General features: G+C 60.2%; 16 protein-coding genes. 12 read left to right on the forward strand and 4 right to left on the reverse strand.

The genetic code is table 11. From position 1 onward, the window contains the following. Window positions 1-193: 193 nt before the first annotated feature. From lpxC to LJE63_00460, 8 genes are all read left to right on the forward strand, one after another. Window positions 194-1102, forward strand: a complete 909-nt coding sequence (lpxC, locus tag LJE63_00425) for a UDP-3-O-acyl-N-acetylglucosamine deacetylase (protein ID MCG6905056.1) — start codon at window positions 194-196, stop codon at window positions 1100-1102. A 9-nt stretch (window positions 1103-1111) separates the two neighbouring features. Beyond that, window positions 1112-1684: a DUF4390 domain-containing protein gene (locus tag LJE63_00430; protein ID MCG6905057.1), complete on the forward strand. Its 573-nt coding sequence runs from the start codon at window positions 1112-1114 to the stop codon at window positions 1682-1684. Window positions 1685-1724: 40 nt separating this feature from the next. Further along, a complete protein-coding gene (locus LJE63_00435; protein ID MCG6905058.1) occupies window positions 1725-3962 on the forward strand; it encodes a HAMP domain-containing protein in 2238 nt (745 codons plus the stop codon). A gap of 43 nt (window positions 3963-4005) precedes the next feature. Continuing rightward, on the forward strand, window positions 4006-5358 hold the full coding sequence (locus LJE63_00440) for a sigma-54 dependent transcriptional regulator (protein ID MCG6905059.1): 1353 nt from the start codon (window positions 4006-4008) through the stop codon (window positions 5356-5358). Between the two features lie 87 nt (window positions 5359-5445). Then, window positions 5446-6000 carry a 16S rRNA (guanine(966)-N(2))-methyltransferase RsmD gene (gene rsmD, locus LJE63_00445; protein ID MCG6905060.1) on the forward strand — a complete coding sequence of 185 codons (555 nt, stop codon included), beginning with the start codon at window positions 5446-5448 and terminating at the stop codon, window positions 5998-6000. 35 nt (window positions 6001-6035) lie between these two features. Beyond that, window positions 6036-6533, forward strand: coding sequence for a pantetheine-phosphate adenylyltransferase (gene coaD / locus LJE63_00450; protein ID MCG6905061.1), 498 nt, complete (start codon window positions 6036-6038; stop codon window positions 6531-6533). A gap of 157 nt (window positions 6534-6690) precedes the next feature. Then, window positions 6691-7605 (forward strand): LysR family transcriptional regulator, encoded by a 915-nt coding sequence (locus LJE63_00455; protein MCG6905062.1) that lies wholly within the window; start codon window positions 6691-6693, stop codon window positions 7603-7605. A gap of 140 nt (window positions 7606-7745) precedes the next feature. Next, on the forward strand, window positions 7746-9914 hold the full coding sequence (locus LJE63_00460) for a vitamin B12-dependent ribonucleotide reductase (protein MCG6905063.1): 2169 nt from the start codon (window positions 7746-7748) through the stop codon (window positions 9912-9914). A gap of 15 nt (window positions 9915-9929) precedes the next feature. On the opposite strand, the gene LJE63_00465 is transcribed toward LJE63_00460, so the two are convergent. The 3 genes from LJE63_00465 to LJE63_00475 form a co-directional block, all read right to left on the reverse strand. Then, window positions 9930-10511: a DedA family protein gene (locus LJE63_00465; protein MCG6905064.1), complete on the reverse strand. Its 582-nt coding sequence runs from the start codon at window positions 10509-10511 to the stop codon at window positions 9930-9932. 3 nt (window positions 10512-10514) lie between these two features. After that, entirely contained in the window at window positions 10515-11171 is a 657-nt protein-coding gene (locus tag LJE63_00470) for a protein-L-isoaspartate(D-aspartate) O-methyltransferase (GenBank protein ID MCG6905065.1), read from the reverse strand. 138 nt (window positions 11172-11309) lie between these two features. Next, the gene (locus LJE63_00475; GenBank protein ID MCG6905066.1) at window positions 11310-11897 is read right to left on the reverse strand and encodes a 5-formyltetrahydrofolate cyclo-ligase; all 588 of its coding nucleotides are present in this window, start codon (window positions 11895-11897) and stop codon (window positions 11310-11312) included. Between the two features lie 251 nt (window positions 11898-12148). On the opposite strand from LJE63_00475, the gene serS reads away from it, so the two are divergent. Genes serS through LJE63_00495 form a run of 4 tightly spaced genes read left to right on the forward strand, consistent with a single transcriptional unit; the run spans window position 12149 to window position 17563 of the window. After that, window positions 12149-13423, forward strand: coding sequence for a serine--tRNA ligase (gene serS, locus LJE63_00480; GenBank protein ID MCG6905067.1), 1275 nt, complete (start codon window positions 12149-12151; stop codon window positions 13421-13423). Next, entirely contained in the window at window positions 13420-14931 is a 1512-nt protein-coding gene (gene thrC, locus LJE63_00485) for a threonine synthase (protein ID MCG6905068.1), read from the forward strand. The genes serS and thrC overlap by 4 nt, the downstream gene beginning before the upstream one ends. Continuing rightward, complete coding sequence (locus LJE63_00490) at window positions 14928-16763, forward strand: hypothetical protein (GenBank protein MCG6905069.1); 1836 nt, start codon at window positions 14928-14930, stop codon at window positions 16761-16763. Before thrC ends, LJE63_00490 begins: the two co-directional genes overlap by 4 nt. Window positions 16764-16792: 29 nt before the next feature. Further along, entirely contained in the window at window positions 16793-17563 is a 771-nt protein-coding gene (locus LJE63_00495) for a tetratricopeptide repeat protein (protein ID MCG6905070.1), read from the forward strand. A gap of 253 nt (window positions 17564-17816) precedes the next feature. Here the strand turns inward: LJE63_00495 and LJE63_00500 are convergent. Beyond that, window positions 17817-18049, reverse strand: a 233-nt coding sequence (locus tag LJE63_00500; protein MCG6905071.1) for a type II and III secretion system protein, incomplete at its 5' end; no start/stop codon positions are given.

An 18049-nucleotide genomic window follows, 5' to 3' on the forward strand; every position in this document is an offset into this window, starting at 1 on the left:
ACACAGCCGAGCACACCCTATAGCAGGGATCGCGGCTTTGAACAATTCCTCGATCCACCCGAAGACTGCGGGTGGGACGTGTCAAAGGAAGCGCGCCAGGAGGTTTAAATCCCCCATCAATTGTGATAGTGTACCAAAAATTCCATCCGCCACCCGCACGCTTCCGAGAAGGCCACTAGGAATTCAACCGATTATGAGCATCGAAACCCGCCAGCACACGCTGGCGCGACCGGTTAAGTGCACCGGCATCGGGGTGCACTCCGGCCGTCAGGTGAACTTGGAAATTTTGCCGGCGGCCATCAATCACGGCATCAAGTTCGTGCGCACCGACCTTCCCGGAAAACCGGTTGTCAGCGCGCATTTCAACAGCGTGGTGGACACCAGTCTGGCCACTGTGATCGGCGCCGAGGGCGTGATCGTCTCCACCATCGAGCACCTGATGGCAACCTTTTCGGGGCTGTACATCGACAACGCCCTGGTGGCCGTCGACGGCTACGAGATTCCGATCATGGACGGCAGCGCAGCACCCTTCACCCGCCTGCTGCAATCCGCCGGGGCGGTCCGCCAGGAAGGTCCGCGGTGCTATTTCATCATCAAGCGCCCGATAACTCTGCGGGACGGCGACAAGGCGGTGACGGTATCGCCCGCCGCCCACTTCCGGATCAGCTACGCCATCGACTTCGATCACCCGCTGATCCGGTATCAGGATTTTTCCCTGGTGGTGACCCGTGAGAGCTTCGAGCGCGAAATCAGCCGGGCCCGCACCTTTGGATTTTATCATGAGATCGAATATCTTAAGCGCTTTGGACTGGCCCGCGGGGGCTCCCTGGAGAATGCCATCGTGATCGATCGGAAACGCATTCTGAACGCGGGCGGGCTGCGCTTTGCGGACGAATTCGTGCGCCATAAACTCCTGGACTGCATCGGTGACTTTTCCCTGCTGGGAATGCCGATCTTGGGCCACATCGTTGTGAAGCGCTCGGGTCACGCTTTCAACCACGCTTTTCTCGAAAAGTTTTTTGCCAGCAAGGACTGTTGGGAAACCAGAACGTTCGATGTCGCGCCGCAAACCCAGGCACAACCCAAATCGGTGGCCCTCTGAAAAAATGCCATGAATTTCCCCCGCAAGCCAAAAACAGCCGCCGCGCTGCTCCTGATCCTGGTCCTCTGCTGGCAGACCGCCGCCTTATGCCAGGAGGCCCGCCTGACCGACATCATCGTCACCAACACACGCGATGACCTGCTGCTGTACCTCAAGGTCGAGGGGGCGTTTAACGAAAAAATGGAAACTGCCATCCAGAGTGGGGTGCCGACCACCTTCACCTTTCTCATCGATCTCAACCGGGTGCGCCCTCTCTGGCCCGACAAGCGCATCGCGGCCCTCAGGGAGACCCACAGCGTCGTCTACGACACCCTCAAAAAGGAGTATACGATCGTCCGCTCCTGGGACAGCGCCGGAAGCGTGACGACCCAGTCGTTTGCGGAAGCCCGGAGACTGATGAGCGAGATCGACAGTTTAAAAATCGTCCCCCTGCAAAAACTCGTCAAGGGCGCGCAGTATCAGATTAAAACCAAGGCCGAGCTGAGCAAGCTCAAACTCCCCTTTTACCTCCATTATGCCCTGTTTTTCATATCCTTTTGGGATTTTAGAACCGATTGGTACACCATCGACTTTGTCTTCTGAGCACCCCGCTCGCCGCGTGCATCTTGAAATCACGAAAGCCATGAACCGCAGCAGACCGATCACATCCGAAGCCCCGGTCAAGGCCGGGGATCGCAGCCGCCGCAAACGCGAGCTGATGCTGATTGCAATCTGCCTGGCGGCCATGGCCCTGTTGACCTATGCGGAGACCCGGATCATCTACTTCGGGGTGGATTTTCCGATCTCCAACACCATCCTGATGTTCATCCTGATCAACTTCAACCTGTTGCTGCTGCTGCTGGTCATTTTCCTGGTCTTCCGCAACCTGGTCAAGCTCCTCTACGACCGCAAACGCAAGGTGCTCGGCTCCCGGCTGACCACCCGCCTGGTGTTCTCCTTCATCACGCTCACACTGCTGCCGACGACGGTGTTGTTTTTTTTCTCGTTGAACTTCATCACCACCAGCATTGATTACTGGTTTAACGTGCCGGTGGAGCAGGCCCTGGAAAACTCGCTGCAGGTCGGCCGGCGCGTCTACGACCAGATCGAGGCGGGCAACCGCTTTTTTCTGGAGAGAATCGCCTACCAGATCAAAGCCAAGAATCTATTGCAGTCCAAAAACCAGAAAGCATTGGCGCACTACCTGGAGGTGGTGCAACGCTCCTTCAACTTGCAGGCGGTGGAGGTCTACAGCACCGGCTTCAAGCGGCTGGCCCATGCCGTGGCCCCGAGCCTGGCGGAAAACGACGGGCTCCCCCAGCTCGACGCGGACGGTCTGCAGCCAGAGACCAGCGAGGCCCAGGTCCGGAGCGTGACCCGCAAGAGCAAGGACGGGGAGCTGACCCGAACCATCGCCACCGTTCCTTTCGGGGTCCAGCCCGCCCAGGCCGAGGCATTCATCACCGCAGCCAAACACATCCCCTTCCAGCTTTCCGAGGAAATGACCTCCATCTCCCGCGGGGTGGCGGAATACCACCAGATCAAGCTCCTCAAGCAGCCGATCAAAATCACCTACTACATCACGCTGTCCACCGTGGCGCTGCTGGTGGTTTTCTGCGCGATCTGGTTCGGCTTTCACCTGGCCAAGTCCATCAGCATCCCGATCCGCGACCTGGGCGAGGCCACCCGGCGGGTGGCCGAGGGCGACCTGAGCTTTCGGATCATGCCGGTGGCCGACGACGAGATCGGCCGGCTGGTGGACTCCTTCAACCAGATGATGCGCGATCTGCAGGTCAGCCGCGCCCAGCTGGAGCAGTCCGCGCGCAAGCTGCGCGAACAAAACAGCGAGCTCGAGGAAAAGCGGCGCTACATGGCGATCGTGCTCAAGAACGTCTCCGCAGGGGTCATCAGCCTGGACGCCGACGGCCTGGTTTCCACCATCAACACCGCGGCCGAGAAAATGCTCAACCTGAAATTCGATGAAATTATCGGCCAGAGCTACCGCAAACTGCTGCGCGGTCAGCACCTCAATCTGGCCGACGAGGTCATGGACAGTTTGGCCACCTCATCCACCAATGCCATCGCCCTGCCGCTGCGGCTGGCGGTCGACGGCAAGCCCCGCAGCTTCATGGTGCACATCAACGCCCTCAAAAACGACGCCGGCGAGCATATGGGCATCGTCATGGTCTTCGACGACCTCACCGATCTTGAAAAGGCCCAACGCATGGCCGCCTGGCGGGAGGTGGCGCGCCGGATCGCCCACGAGGTCAAAAATCCGCTGACCCCCATCAGCCTCTCGGCCCAGCGGCTCAGCCGCAAGTACGGCGCCCAGATCAACGAGACGGTGTTTGACGAGTGCACCCGCACGATTATCGACCACGTCGAGCTGATCCGCAATCTGGTGAATGAATTCTCGGCTTTCGCCCGCTTTCCCACCGCCGACCCGAACCTCGCCGACCTGCCGCCCATCGTGGAGGAGACCATCGCGCTCTACCGGGAGGCCCACCCCAACATCGATTTCAAATTTTCCACCGCAAACGCCATCCCCCGCTTGAAGCTCGACCGCCAGCAGATCAAGCAGGCCCTGATCAATCTCGTGGACAACGCCGTGGCCTCCATCAAAAAAGAGGGCAGCATCAGTATTCACCTGGACCACGATCCCATCCTGAAAAGCGTTCGGATGGAGGTCGCGGACACCGGTGAAGGCGTTTCCGACGAGGACAAGACCCAGCTTTTCGAACCCTATTTTTCCACCAAAAAATCCGGCATGGGATTGGGCCTGACAATTGTCAGCAGCATCATCTCGGATCACAACGGCATGATCGGCGTCCGGGACAACAAACCCCGGGGCGCCAAATTCGTGATCGAACTGCCGGCCTGAAGCAGGCGGCGGCCCAACCCGGCGCGCAAAGGAGCCTTTGCCCATGTTTCCATCCCTTTTGATCGTTGACGACGAAGCCTCCATCCTCCAAACCCTGGGCGGGCTTCTGGGCGACGAGGGATTTGAGGTCGCCACGGCCACCAACGGCTACGAAGCCCTCAAAAAAATCGAAAGCGAATCCCCCGACCTGGTCCTGCTGGATATCTGGATGCCGGGCATCGACGGCATCGAAACCCTGAAGGAGATCAAAAAGGCCGCTCCCCAGGTCCAGGTGATCATCATCACCGGGCACGGCACCATCGAGACCGCCGTCAGGGCCACCAAACTGGGGGCCTTCGATCTGATCGAAAAACCGTTGTCCATCGACAAGGTCCTGGTGGCCATTCACAACGCGCTCAATTTCCGCCGTCTGGAGGAAGAGAACCGCTACCTGCGCAAAAAGACCATCGAAAAACACGCCCTCAGCGGCAGCAGTCCGCGGACTTTGGGACTCAAAAAACAGATCGAAACAACGGCTGCCAGCAACGCCTGGATTCTTATTAAAGGTGAAAACGGCACCGGCAAGGAGCTGGTGGCCCGCAACATCCATCACCTCAGTCCACGCGCCGAGCATCCGCTGATCGACGTCAACTGCGCCGCCATTCCCGAGGAATTGATCGAAAGCGAGCTTTTCGGGCATGAAAAGGGGGCCTTCACCGAGGCCACCGTCAAGAAGCGCGGCAAGTTCGAACTGGCCAACAACGGGACCCTCTTTCTGGACGAGATCGGCGACATGAGCCTCAGGACCCAGGGCAAGATCCTGCGGGTTCTGCAGGAGCAGAAGTTTCAGCGGGTGGGCGGCGGGCGAACCCTGACGGTGGACGTCCGGGTCATCGCGGCGACCAACAAGGACCTCGAAAAAGAGATCCGCGACGGCAATTTCCGGGAGGATCTCTATTACCGCCTGAACGTGATCCCCATTGAAGTGCCGGCGCTCAGGGACCGGATTGAAGACCTCCCGGTGCTGGTGGAGATCTTCCTGGCGGAATGCGCCCGGCAGCACAAGACCCGGCGCAGGATGTCCCCCGCGGCATTGGCGCTGCTGCAGCGCTACCCGTGGCCGGGGAACGTGCGGGAATTGAAGAACCTCGTCGAACGCCTGGCCATCATGGGGCGCAGCGAGCTTATCGACGTCGCGGATCTGCCCGCGCTTTACAACCCGGGGGCGCCGGGGGGTGCGGCGAGCATTGAGAACGGTCTTTTTGCGATTGACAGCCTGGCCAAGGCCAAAAGGGCTTTTGAGCAGGCCTATCTGCAGCACAAGCTCAGCCAACACGGCCACGATTTGGCCGAAACCGCCCGGGCCATCGGCGTGCAGACCGCCGAGCTTGGCAAGCTGGTCAAAAATTTGGGGTGAAATCAGCGGTCAGAGGGGCGTGCCGGCGGCCGCCTGGCCCCCATGTCCCGGCAACTGCACCCCAGCCAGGGGAAAGCGGCAGGCATCATGCGCGTGATCGCCGGTGAACTGAAAGGCAAACGGCTGGTTTCCTTTACGGGACGTTCTATCCGCCCAACTTCCGAGCGCGCCCGGGAGGCCGTTTTCAACATTCTCGGCGACCGGGTCCGGGGGGCGGTGGTGCTGGAGCTTTTTGCCGGCACCGGCGCTTTCAGCATCGAAGCCCTCAGCCGGGGCGCCGCCAGCGCCGTCATGATCGAACGTTCGCGCGAGGCCCTCCAACTGATCGGGCGCAACCTGGTGGCATGCCGGCTGGCGGCGCGCGCCCGGGTCATCCGCTGGGACATCACCCGCAACCTCGATTGTCTGCGGCACCTGCCCGACCGGTTCGACCTGGTGTTTATCGACCCGCCTTACCAGCAGGGGGCTATCGGGCCCTGCCTGCAGCACCTGATCGCCTGCGGCGCCCTGGCCCCCGGGGCCAGCGTGGTGATCGAACACGCCCCCCGGGAAGTGCTGCCGGCGGAATCCGCCCCGCTGCGACTGAGCGACCGGCGAAAGTACGGGAAAGCCCTTGTTTCCTTTTTTACCTATGTGCTATAAGGCCCAGAAATTTCGACTATATAGGGGGCAGGCGGATGCAGCGAATAGCCATTTATCCCGGATCCTTTGACCCGGTCACCAACGGACACCTCGATATTGTCGAGCGCGGACTGACGCTGTTTGACAAAATCGTGGTCGCGATTCTCCACAATCCCGCCAAGAACTCCCTCTTTTCGGTGGAGGAGCGCATTGAAATGCTGCAGGCCAGCACGGTCAAATTCAGCGGGGTGGAGATCGACTGCTTCAACGGGCTGCTGGTGGACTATGCCAGCCGCAAAAACGCCCAGGCCATCTTGCGTGGCATGCGGGCGGTTTCCGATTTCGAGTATGAATTTCAGTTGGCCCTGATGAACCGCCGCTTGAATCGCGAGGTCCAGACGGTGTTTCTAATGACCGGTCTGCGCTGGATTTTTACCAGCTCCTCGATCATCAAAGAGGCGGCCAGCTTCGGCGGCGACATTTCAGACATGGTGCCCGAAATCGTGGAGCACAAGCTGCGCGAAAAATTCGACTCCAAACCGAAAACAGATTAACCAGTAAAACCTCAAAATCCGGACAGTTTCGTAAAAAGGTCAAGTTACGGCGCGCAAATCTCGAGAAGTGAGGCCTACTTATGTACGCCGCAGCGACTTCGAGATGCAGCGCAACACAGAAATTGGCCTTTCTACGGAACTGTCAAAACAGGCTGAAATGGACCTGTGGCAGCTGCATATCTTCTGCAAGGTCGTCGAACACAAGAGCTTCTCCAAGGCCGGCAAGGCTGTTCACCTTTCCCAACCCACGATCAGCAGCCACATCCGGGACCTCGAAAATCATTTCGGTTGCCGCCTGATCGACCGCCTGGCCCGCCTGGCCGCACCCACCAAGGCCGGCGAGCTGCTCTACACCTACGCCCGTCGGCTGATCGCCCTGAGGGAAGAAACCGAGACGGCCCTGGCCGAATTCCAGGGCCGGATCAAGGGCCGCCTGGTGATCGGCGGCAGCACCATCCCGGGGACCTACATTCTGCCGCGCCTCGTGGGGGACTTCACTCGCACGCACCCCGAAACAACCGTAGCGCTGCGCATCGGCGATACGGACAGGATCATCCAAGAAACCCTCGAGGGAAAAATCGAATTCGGGATCGTCGGGGCCAAATCCAAAGACAAGCGCATCGCCCAGGAAAAGGTGATCGAGGATGAGATGCGCCTGATCGTGCCGGCCACCCACCCCTGGGCCGACCAAGAATCCATTCCCGTCAACCGGTTGCTGGCCGAGCCGTTCATCTGCCGCGAACGCGGCTCCGGCACCCTCAAATCCATCCAGATCTGCCTGGCTCGCAGGGCGGTTTCCATGGAGGCCTTCACCATCGTCGCCGAAATGGGCAGCACCGAGGCCGTCTGCCAGGGGATCAAAAACGGGGTGGGAATCTCCATTCTTTCCACCCTTGCGGTGGCCGAAGACCTGCAGGCTGGCAGTCTGAAAGCGCTCTCGCTGGAGGGCATCGATCTCAAACGGGCCTTCTACCTGACCACCCACAAGTCCCGCAGCCCCTCACCGCTGTGCAAGGCCTTCCTGAAGTTCATCCGCCGCGAAACCCCCCGGGTGGACCCCGTTCGCGATTAGCGGCGCCTGCGCCGGCAGGCCTTTCTGGCGCCCGGTTTTTTGGGGGCAGCAGCCGGGTTGGTTGCGGCCAACCTTAAAAATCATTAAAATAATGACGAATTCTGATTAAGCGGTTCACCTCCGAAGGCAAGGAAACGGCCATGGGCATCTCCCTCTCCCCCCACGCCAAGCTGGTGCTGCAAAAGCGCTATCTGCGGCGGGACCCCGGCGGCAAGACCATCGAAACCCCCGAGGCGCTTTTGGACCGGGTCGCCACCTGTGTCGCGGCGGTGGAAACCCGTTTCGACCCCGCGGCGGATATCGCCGGCACCCGCGACCGGTTCTATCGCCTGATGGCAAGCCTCCGCTTTCTGCCCAACTCCCCGACCCTCATGAACGCCGGGCGGCCGTTGGGGCAGCTGGCCGCCTGTTTCGTGCTGCCCATCGAAGACGACACCGACAGCATCTTCGAGACCCTCAAACACACTGCTCAGATCCATAAAAGCGGCGGGGGCACGGGGTTTTCCTTTTCCCGCTTGCGTCCGGCCAACGACGTCGTCTCCTCCTCCGCCGGAGTTTCCAGCGGACCGGTGGCCTTCATGGCGGTCTTTGACGTGGTCACCGAAACCGTCAAACAGGGCGGAACCCGCAGAGGCGCCAACATGGCCGTGCTGCGGGTGGATCACCCGGACATCGAGGCGTTTATCACGGCCAAAACCGACTTCGACCGCCTGACCAACTTCAATCTGTCCGTCGCCATGACCGACAGCTTCATGCAGGCCCTGGCCCAGGGCGGCGAGCACCGCCTGATCAACCCCCGCAACGGCCAGGTGACCAACAGCCTGCCGGCTCAGCAGATATTCGACCGGATCGTCGACTGCGCTTGGCGCTCGGGAGAGCCCGGCGTAATTTTCATCGACCGCATCAACCGGGACAACCCGACCCCACAGCTGGGGGCGATTGAAGCCACCAACCCCTGCGGCGAGCAGCCCCTTTTGCCCTACGAATCCTGCACCCTGGGATCCATCAACCTTTCGGCGATGGTGGTCAAAAACGAGATATCCTGGGGGCGCCTGAAACAGACGGTGCGCACCGCGGTCCATTTTCTGGACAACGTGGTCGAGGTCAACCGCTATCCCCTGGCGGTCATCGAAAAAATGAGCCTGGGAAACCGCAAAATCGGTCTCGGGGTGATGGGGTTTGCCGACATGCTGATCAAACACAACATCCCCTATGACTCCGAGGAGGCGCTCGCCCAAGCCGAGCGCCTGATGGCGTTCATCACCGCGGAAGCCCGCCAGGCATCGGCCGAGCTGGCCCGTCGGCGGGGAAACTTCCCCAACTATCCCGGAAGCCGCTTCGACACCCCGGAGACCCCGCTGATGCGCAACGCCACCGTCACGACCATCGCCCCCACCGGCAGCCTCAGCATCATCGCCGGCACCTCAAGCGGCATCGAACCGCTTTTCGCCGTGGCCCACGACCGCCGCGTGCTGGACGGCGAAACCCTCCACGAGGTGCACCCCCTGCTTGCCCAAGCCGCCCGCAAGCAGAATTTCCACAGCGCGGAGCTGATCGCTGAAATCGCCCGCTCGGGCTCGCTCCAGGGAATTTCGGGGGTGCCCGACGAGGTCAAGAAGGTCTTTCGAACCGCCCAGGACATTGCGCCGGAATGGCACGTGCGGCTTCAGGCCGCTTTTCAGAAACACACCGACAACGCCGTTTCAAAGACGGTCAACGTTCCCGCCACGGCCAGTCGGGCCGAAATCGCCCAGGTCTTTCTGGCGGCCTACCGCAGCGGCTGCAAAGGGGTAACCGTCTACCGCTACGGCAGCCGCGGTCGGCAGGTGCTGAATATCGGCCAACCCGACGGCGAACGCCCAGCAATTGCGCCGCGGCCCCGCCCCGAGCGCACCCGGGGGGTTACCGAACGCATCACCACCGGCTGCGGCAAACTGTATGTAACGGTCAACACCGATGGGCAGGGGCTCTGTGAGGTCTTTGCCAAAATGGGCAAAACCGGAGGCTGCGCCTCCTCGCAAATCGAAGCGGCCGGCCGCCTGATTTCACTGGCGCTGCGCTCCGGGATCAAGGTGGAATCCGTCGTGCGCCAGCTCAGCGGGATTCGATGCCCCGCTCCGGCTTGGCAGAATGGCCAAATGGTGCTCTCGTGCCCGGACGCCATCGCCCAGGTGCTGGGCAACGTGACCGGCGCCGAAATCCCGGCCGAAGGCTCGATGATGGGCGCCTGCCCGGACTGCGGCGCGGCCCTCACCCATCAGGAGGGTTGCCTGATGTGTCCTGCCTGCGGGTTTTCGAAATGCGGCTGAAGCATTTGGGCGGGTTTAAAACAGATAGCGGATCAGGATGAAACCGAGCACCAGCAGCACGCAAAAGACCACCGCCAGGGTGTTGAAATAGCGGTCGATGAAGCGTTGGATGCGCGGCCCGAAAGCGTAGATTAGCCCTCCCAGGAGAAAAAAGCGGGCCGAGCGCGAAACCAGCGAGGCGATCATAAAAACCCAGAAGTTGACCTTGAACATTCCGGCGGCAATGGTGAAAACCTTGTAGGGGATCGGCGTGAAGCCGGCGATCCCGACGGCCCAGGCATCGTAGCGCTGATAGACCTCTTCGATCAGGCGTACCTTGCCCTCCAGACCGTAAAAGGCGACAATCCGCTCGCCGATGGCCGCCATGAACTGCCAGCCGATGAGATAGCCCAGCGCCCCGCCCAGGACCGAGCCGACGGAACAGACCAATGCATAGCGGATGGCTTTGGCCGGAACCGCCACCGCCAGGGCGATCAACAGAATGTCCGGGGGGATGGGGAAAAAGGAGGATTCGCAGAAGGCCAGCAGGAAAAGGGCCCAGGTTCCGTAGGGGGTGTCGGCCCAGTGCAGAACCCAGTCGTAGAGGCGCCGCAGCATCAGTTATTTCTTCCAGCCATGCTCCCCCACCAATTTGACGAAGCGGCAGCCGCCCAAACTCACCTGGTGGATGCCGTCCTCGTCGCGGTAGAGCTTGACCAGATCCTGGGTGTACTGGTCCCCCACCGGGATGATCATGCGCCCCCCGGGGGCCAGCTGGCTGACGAGGGTTTTGGGGATTTCGGGCGCTCCCGCCGTCACCACGATGGCGTCGAAGGGGCTTTCCTCCAGCCAGCCGCTGGTCCCGTCGGAGTAGCGGGTGACGATATTGTGGTAATGCAGGCGATCGAAGATTTGTCGCGCCTTGACCAGCAAGGCATGGATGCGTTCGATAGTGTAGACGCGATAGGCGATTTCGGCCAGGATGGCCGCCTGGTAGCCGGAACCGGTCCCGATTTCCAGCACCCGGTCGTCGGCGTTCAGCTGCAGGGCCTGGGTCATTTCGGCAACGATATACGGTTGCGAAATGGTCTGCTGCAGGCCAATGGGAAGCGGAAAGTCACCATAAGCCTGGTCCATCAGTGCCTCGCTGACGAACAGATGCCGCGGCACCTTGCGCATGGCGGCCAGAACCTTGGGGTCCGTGATCCCGCGGGCCGCGATCTGGCGCTGGACCATCTCCTCGCGCTGGCGCTGGAATTTCATCGAGTCGGCCTTCATGGTGGACTTACCTATCGGAGCAGAAGGTTCAGGTCAAGAAATTAGCGGCATGCCCGGACACCAGCGCCACCGGGCGGCTTCCGGGACGCTGTCCGCCGGCGACGCGGCCCTTGACGTCGCGGTTTTTTTCGAACCGGGTCAGATCTTGTAGATCACCCGGTTTTCCGTAATGATGATGTCCACGTGTTTGTCGTGGGATTCCATCGGCACTTGGGGCAGGATCTGCGCCTCCAGTGAAAGGGCGACTTTGCGGGTCGTAACCGGCAGGCGCGGAATCAACCGGTCATAGTAGCCTTCGCCGGTGCCCACCCGGCCACCCTTTTCATCGAAGGCGATTCCCGGGACGATGGCGATATCCACCCGATCGATCGGCACCAGCTTGCAACGGGTGGGGTCGGGCTGGGGAATGCCGGCAGGCCCGGCAATCAAGTCTTTGCCCAGGTTGTCGACTTTCAGCAGTTTCATCCGGTGGCGGGCGGGATCCAGAGCCGGTAGGACCAGGATTTTGTTGCTCTGCAAACACCGCTTGAGAATCTTCTGGGAGGAGACCTCACCTTTGCGGCTGTAGTAAAGAAAGACAATCCTGGATTCGAGGAAATTCGCGAACTCAAACAGACGGACTTCGATGGCTTCATATCTTTTGGCGATCTCGTCAGAGGAAAGCGCCCCCAGCCTTTCACTGACCTCTCTGCGGATTTCACGTTTTTTTTCCTTGATATGATCCATTACCTAACTCCACGATGATTTCGGTTGTATGGCGAGCGCCCTGGACCGGTTTCAACCTGTAAAAATAATTGACCAATTTGACCGCTCGTGCTAAGGTTCCAAATTGCTTATCAAAAATTATCTAATCTGTTTCGCACCGATATCTGATTTTCTCGCAGGCCACCAGTCTTCCACCGGAAACCGGCTGACCAATAACAACCTGTTAATAAAGCCAAAATTTTTATCGCGCACTCAGGATAATAGGACTTTTTATGCTCGAAATCAAGCTGGTTAGAGAAAAATATTCTGAAATCGAAAAATCCCTTTCAAACCGCGGAGAAAAGATGGACCTGCCCGCGATGCGGGAACAGGACGACCAGCGTCGCGCGTTGCTGCTGGAAATCGAAGCCCTGCGGCATCGGCGCAACACGGTTTCCCAGGAAATCGCCGCGATGAAGCAAAAGGGCGTCGACGCGGAGCCCCTTGTTTTGGAAATGCGCACCGTTGCCGCCCGCATCAAGGAACTCGACGCTACTCTGGCGAGCTTGGACAAATCCCTGAACCACTTCCTGCTGCGCCTGCCCAATATCCCCCACGCCTCCGTTCCGGTGGGAAAAAGCAGTGAAGACAACCCGGTGCGCAAAAAAGAGGGGGCCGTGCCGGTCTTCGACACGTCACCCCAGGCGCACTGGACCATCGGCGAAAATCTCAACATCCTGGATTTCGAACGCGCGGCCCGGATCACCGGCGCCCGCTTTCCCCTCTATATCGGAGCCGGTGCCCGGCTGGAGCGGGCCCTGATCAACTTCATGCTGGACGTGCACACCGGCGAGCACGGCTATTGCGAGATTCTACCCCCGTTCATGGTCAACCGCAACACCATGACCCACACCGGCCAGCTGCCCAAATTCGAGGAGGATCTCTTCAAGCTGGAAGGCTGGGACTATTTCATGATCCCCACCGCCGAAGTGCCGCTTACCAACATCCACCAGGGGGAAATTCTTGAGGAGGACCGCCTGCCGATCTACTACACGGCCTACACCCCCTGTTTTCGCAGCGAAGCGGGCTCATACGGCAAAGACACCCGCGGCCTGATCCGTCAGCACCAGTTCAACAAGGTCGAGATGGTGAAGTTCACCACCCCGGAAACCTCCTATGACGAGCTGGAAAAAATGCTGACCAATGCCGAGGCCATTCTTCGGCGGTTGGGTCTGGCCTACCAGGTGTTGACCCTGTGTACCGGCGATATGGGCTTTTCCGCCGCGAAGACCTATGATATCGAGGTGTGGATGCCGTCCCAAGGGGTCTACCGCGAGATCTCCTCCTGCAGCAACTGCGAAAGTTTTCAGGCACGGCGCGCGGATATCCGCTTCCGGCGCAAGGGTCTGAAAGGCACCGAGCTGGTGCACACCCTGAACGGTTCCGGGCTTGCCGTGGGCAGAACCCTGGCCGCCATTCTGGAAAATTATCAACAGCCCGACGGCAGCGTCGTGATCCCGGAGGCGCTGCGACCCTACATGGGTGGAATGGAACGGATTGCCAAATGAAAATCGAGGATTTCCCTGCGGATATCCAGCCGCTTCTGATCCCTGAAGCCTCTGGTTCCCTGATCTACCGCTGCCTGGGGTGCGGCGCGCAGTACGACATTCAAAAATTGCTCTACACCTGCCCGCGGTGCGGCCAGGTGCTGCTGATCGACAACCCGGATTTCGAGCGGCTCAAAGCGGTCGGCCCCCGGAGCTGGCAGCGGCTCTTCGATTGCCGCAAGATGCTGACAGTCCCGGCCCTCAAGGGCATCTACCGCTATCATGAATTCATCGGCCCGGTCATTCCCCTGGACGCCGTCGTCTACCTCGGAGAAGGCCACACCCCCATCGTCGAGGCCAATGGAATCCTGCAGGAGCGCGCCGGCATCCGGTTTTTTTTCAAAAATGACGGCCAGAACCCCAGCGCCTCCTTCAAGGACCGCGGCATGGCCAGCGCCCTGAGCTACATCAACTTCCTGGTGCGCCAAGGCTACGTCTCGGATGTCCTGGCGGTCTGCGCCTCCACCGGCGACACCTCCGCTGCCGCGGCGCTTTACGCCGCCTACCTCAAGCCGCATGTCAAATCGGCGGTCTTGCTGCCCCACAAAAAAATCACCCCCCAGCAGCTTTCCCAACCGCTGGGCAGCGGGGCCGATGTATTTGAAATCCCCGGGGTCTTTGACGACTGCATGAAAGTCGTCGAGGCGCTCTCGGAGCGCTACGCGGTTGCCCTCCTGAACTCCAAAAACGCCTGGCGGATTCTTGGCCAGGAATCCTACTCCTACGAAATCGCCCAGGATTTCGAGTACGATCTGGCCGGCAAGGTCGTCGTGGTGCCCATCGGCAATGCCGGCAACATCACCGCGGTGATGAGTGGGTTTTTGAAATTTTACGAAGCGGGCATTATTGAGCAGTTGCCCAAGATCGTCGGGGTCCAGTCCGGCCACGCCAACCCGGTGGTCCGCTACTACCGTGAACAGGACCCCGCCAAACGCAAATTCGTGCCGGTCACCGTGCGCGCCAGCGTCGCCCAGGCGGCCATGATCGGCAACCCGGTTTCCATGCCCCGCGTGGTGCACCTGGTGGATCGCTACAATCAAACCGCCGGCGGGCAGCGGGTCTTTTTCGTGGAGGTCCCCGAGCAGGCCATCATGGACTGGGAGCTTTGGGCGAACCGCAACGGCCATATCGCCTGCACCCATGGCGGCGAATCGCTGGCCGGTCTGGTGGCCGCCCGCCAAAAGGGCGTGGTCTCTCCGGATGAGGTGGCAATTGTCGACTCCACGGCCCACGCACTCAAATTTTCCGGCTTTCAGGATCTGTATTTTGAGGGCCGCTTCCCGGAGGAGTTCGACATCACCCCCGACCCCGCCCTGATCAACCGCCCGCGTCTGATCCGACCCGAAGACCTGGCAAAATTCCCGGCACCCGGCAAGCCATTGACCGGAGCGGATTTTCAGCGCTTTGTGGACCGGGTTTGCGAGGAGATCGCCGCGGCCCTGGACCTTCAAAAGGTAACAACGCCATGACCCAAACTCCTTCGGCCGGCCGCTTTTTGGGGTTCCTGCTGCTGCAGGTCTTGCTTTGCAGCCTCCTGATGGCCCCCCGGCCCGCAGGCGCTGGCTTCCTCTACAAAACCTATTTGGTGCAAAAGGATCTCGGTGCGGATATTCTCTGCGATCCTTATGTGGTTCAGAAAAATGACTACGTGCTCAAGGTCTTTCGGCAGAAGGGGGAGATCTCCAGCGAAGATTTTGAGGAATTCCTGGGAATTTTTCAGCGAATAAACCCCCACATCCCGGACATCAATGTCATTCGGCCCAGCCAGAACCTACTGATTCCCCTCAAGAAGCTCCAACCCGACACTTTCCCCGGGCAGGACAGCGGCGTGGTCACGATTCCGTTTGTCACAATTTCCAAGGTGTCCGACCTGGTTGCCTCCTACAGCGCCGAATACCAGGTCCAACCGGGCGACACCATTTCGGTTCTGATTGCCAAGCAATTCGGCGATTACGGCTCGGCGCTCTACAAGGAGGGGATCAAGCTTTTCAAAATCAACAACCCCGAGATCAAAAACCTGAACCGCATCTATGCCGGTCAGAAGATCCAGCTGCCCGACCCCCGACTGGTGAATGAGGCCTGGTACGAGTCGCTTTTCGACAGCACCGGCGCCCTCCGCAACGACATGGACCCTGCCCCCCGGAGCGCCGCAGCGCCCGAAGCGAGCCCCCCGAGCGAACCGGCCGCATCCGCGCCCCGGCTGCCCCCAGCGATTCCGGCAGCCGAACCGAAAACGACAGCCGTCTCCGCTTTCCAGGCCGCCGCCACCGCCCTGGACGCCAAGCTGTCGGAAAACGGCATGTATTACTTCCCCGGCCAAGACGGCCAGGAGGTCGCGCTGGACCTTGCCCTCAGCCCCTTGATGGAGTTGAGAAGCGGCCAGCGCCTGATCTTTCCCCGGGAAAACCAGCTTCAGGAAAAAGAGATCGCGGTCATCAAGAGCCACTGGCCCCAGGCCAAGATCGCGCCGCTGCCCGCCGGCGCTTCGGCGGAAAAGGTCCTGGAGGCCGCGTTCCATTCCCTGGGCAGCGAACTGCTGGATAACGAAATTGCCTTCGGCGACAACGGCATCGGGGTTGTGGTCAGGGCCCGCTGGATCATTCAGGAGCCGGCCGGTGCGGGCATGACGCCGCGCCGTGAGTGCATCACCCTGATCGACTCCGCCGCGCAAACCACCCCCGACACCATCGGCCGCTATCTGGAGCAGAACAACATCATATTGCGGGAGATCTTCAAGGGCAGGGAAATGGCGCGGGGCAGCAGCCGGGTGCTGCGCTACACCATCCCGGACGGCGGACAAGACCTTCTGAGGGGGGCAAGCCCCAATGATCTGTTGAGAAGCGCGGCAGCCCTTTTGGACCTCCAATACACCGAAAACACGACCATCTCATTTCCTTATGGAGGGATCCAAATTGCCGCCACCTCCAACCTGATTTCATCGGATGACGGCCGGAAAGCCCTCGTGGACTTTGGCGAGCTGCAAGGGGATGCGGTTGCACTGATTCAAAAGACAGGCCTGGACATCATCCAGATCAAAACCGATGACGGCGTGAGCGGCATTCTGCGCAAGGTCTTCACGGCCCTTAAGATCCCCTTCGTTGAAAACCCGGTTTTCCTGGCGGCGAAACGACCGGAAACCTACAACGTGGCCATCACCATCCCCGGTTTCCGGGTTACGCCCCCCGGCCGCGATCTTTTGATCAGCGCTGTCGCGCTGCATTATGAGATCGCCCAGTTCCTGATGGAAAGCGGGGTCAAAATCGTGAATCTGGCCCACGGCCCTGCAACCATTGATGAATAACTCTTAAACTCGGCAATGGCGGAAAAAAAATGCGCAAACTATCTTATTTCGTGATGATCGGACTGCTGGCGGCGCTTGTTGCCGCCTGCGCCTCGCAACAACCTGTCTCGGACAAAAAAAAGGCGGAGGCCTCCCGAAACCTGGGCGAGGCCCTGATGCAGCAGGGGGATTATCCTGCCGCCCTGAGTGAGTTTCTCGCCGCCGAGAAGCTCAACCCCGATGACCCGATCCTGCAAAACGACCTGGGGCTTTTTTACCGCATCAAGGATCGGCTGGATCTGGCGATCCATCATTTCAAGCGGGCCATCGAGCTGAAGCCCGGTTACGCCGTGGCCAAGAACAACCTGGGTGAAGTCTATCTCCAAAAGAAAGAGTGGGATACCGCGATCCCCATATTCAAGGAGTTGAGCGAAAATCTGCTCTACGCCACCCCCCACTACCCACTCAACAACCTCGGCTTTGCCTATTACAACAAGGGCGACTTCACTACGGCAGAAACCTACTACCTGAAGGCGCTCAAGATCCGGTCCGATTTCCTGCCGGCCCTCTTGGGCCTCGGCAAAACCTACATCGCCTTGGGCAATGGCCCGGAGGCTGTCCCCAAACTGGAAAAAGCGGCCAGTATGGCGCCCCTGGCGGCGGAGATCCATTTTTTCCTGGGCCAGGCCTATCAACTCAACCAGGAATACACCAAGGCCCTGAGCGCTTACGACCAGGCGGCCGCGGTTGAGCCCGACAGCGTCTTTGCCGCCAAAGCACGCCAGGAGGCCGGGATCCTTCGGCAGCGTTACGGCTCCTGAAACCCCGGCGGCGTTTTTCCGATCCACGACCCGCTTATTGCAGCTGCGACCTCCGCCCCCCGGGGAAGAAGGACAAAAAATCAAGGCGCGAGATTGGGCCGGATTTCTGGTGGTGGGCCGCATGAGACCAATGGCCCTGGGAGCGGCATCCACTGACGCAGCCCTTGGAACGCAAGCGGCGCCGCTCATCCCAAACACAACGCCCCGGTGACCGTCGGTCACCGGGGCGTTGTGGGTCCTCAAAAGTCAGGTTTTAGCGCTGGGCCAAGCGGACGATTTTCGGGGATATGAAAATCAGGAGCTCCTCTTTGCGACTCTCTTCGAAATCTGAGCTGAAAAGCCACTCCAGCATCGGAATCTTGTTCAGATAGGGAATGCCTTGCTGGGAATTGCGACTGGTATCCTTGTTGACCCCCCCGATGACCACCGTCTCGCCGTCGTTGACCAGCATTTCGGTGACGGCCTCCTTGGTGTCCAGAAACGGCA

Source organism: Desulfobacteraceae bacterium (assembly GCA_022340425.1).
Classification (GTDB): Bacteria; Desulfobacterota; Desulfobacteria; order Desulfobacterales; family JAABRJ01; genus JAABRJ01.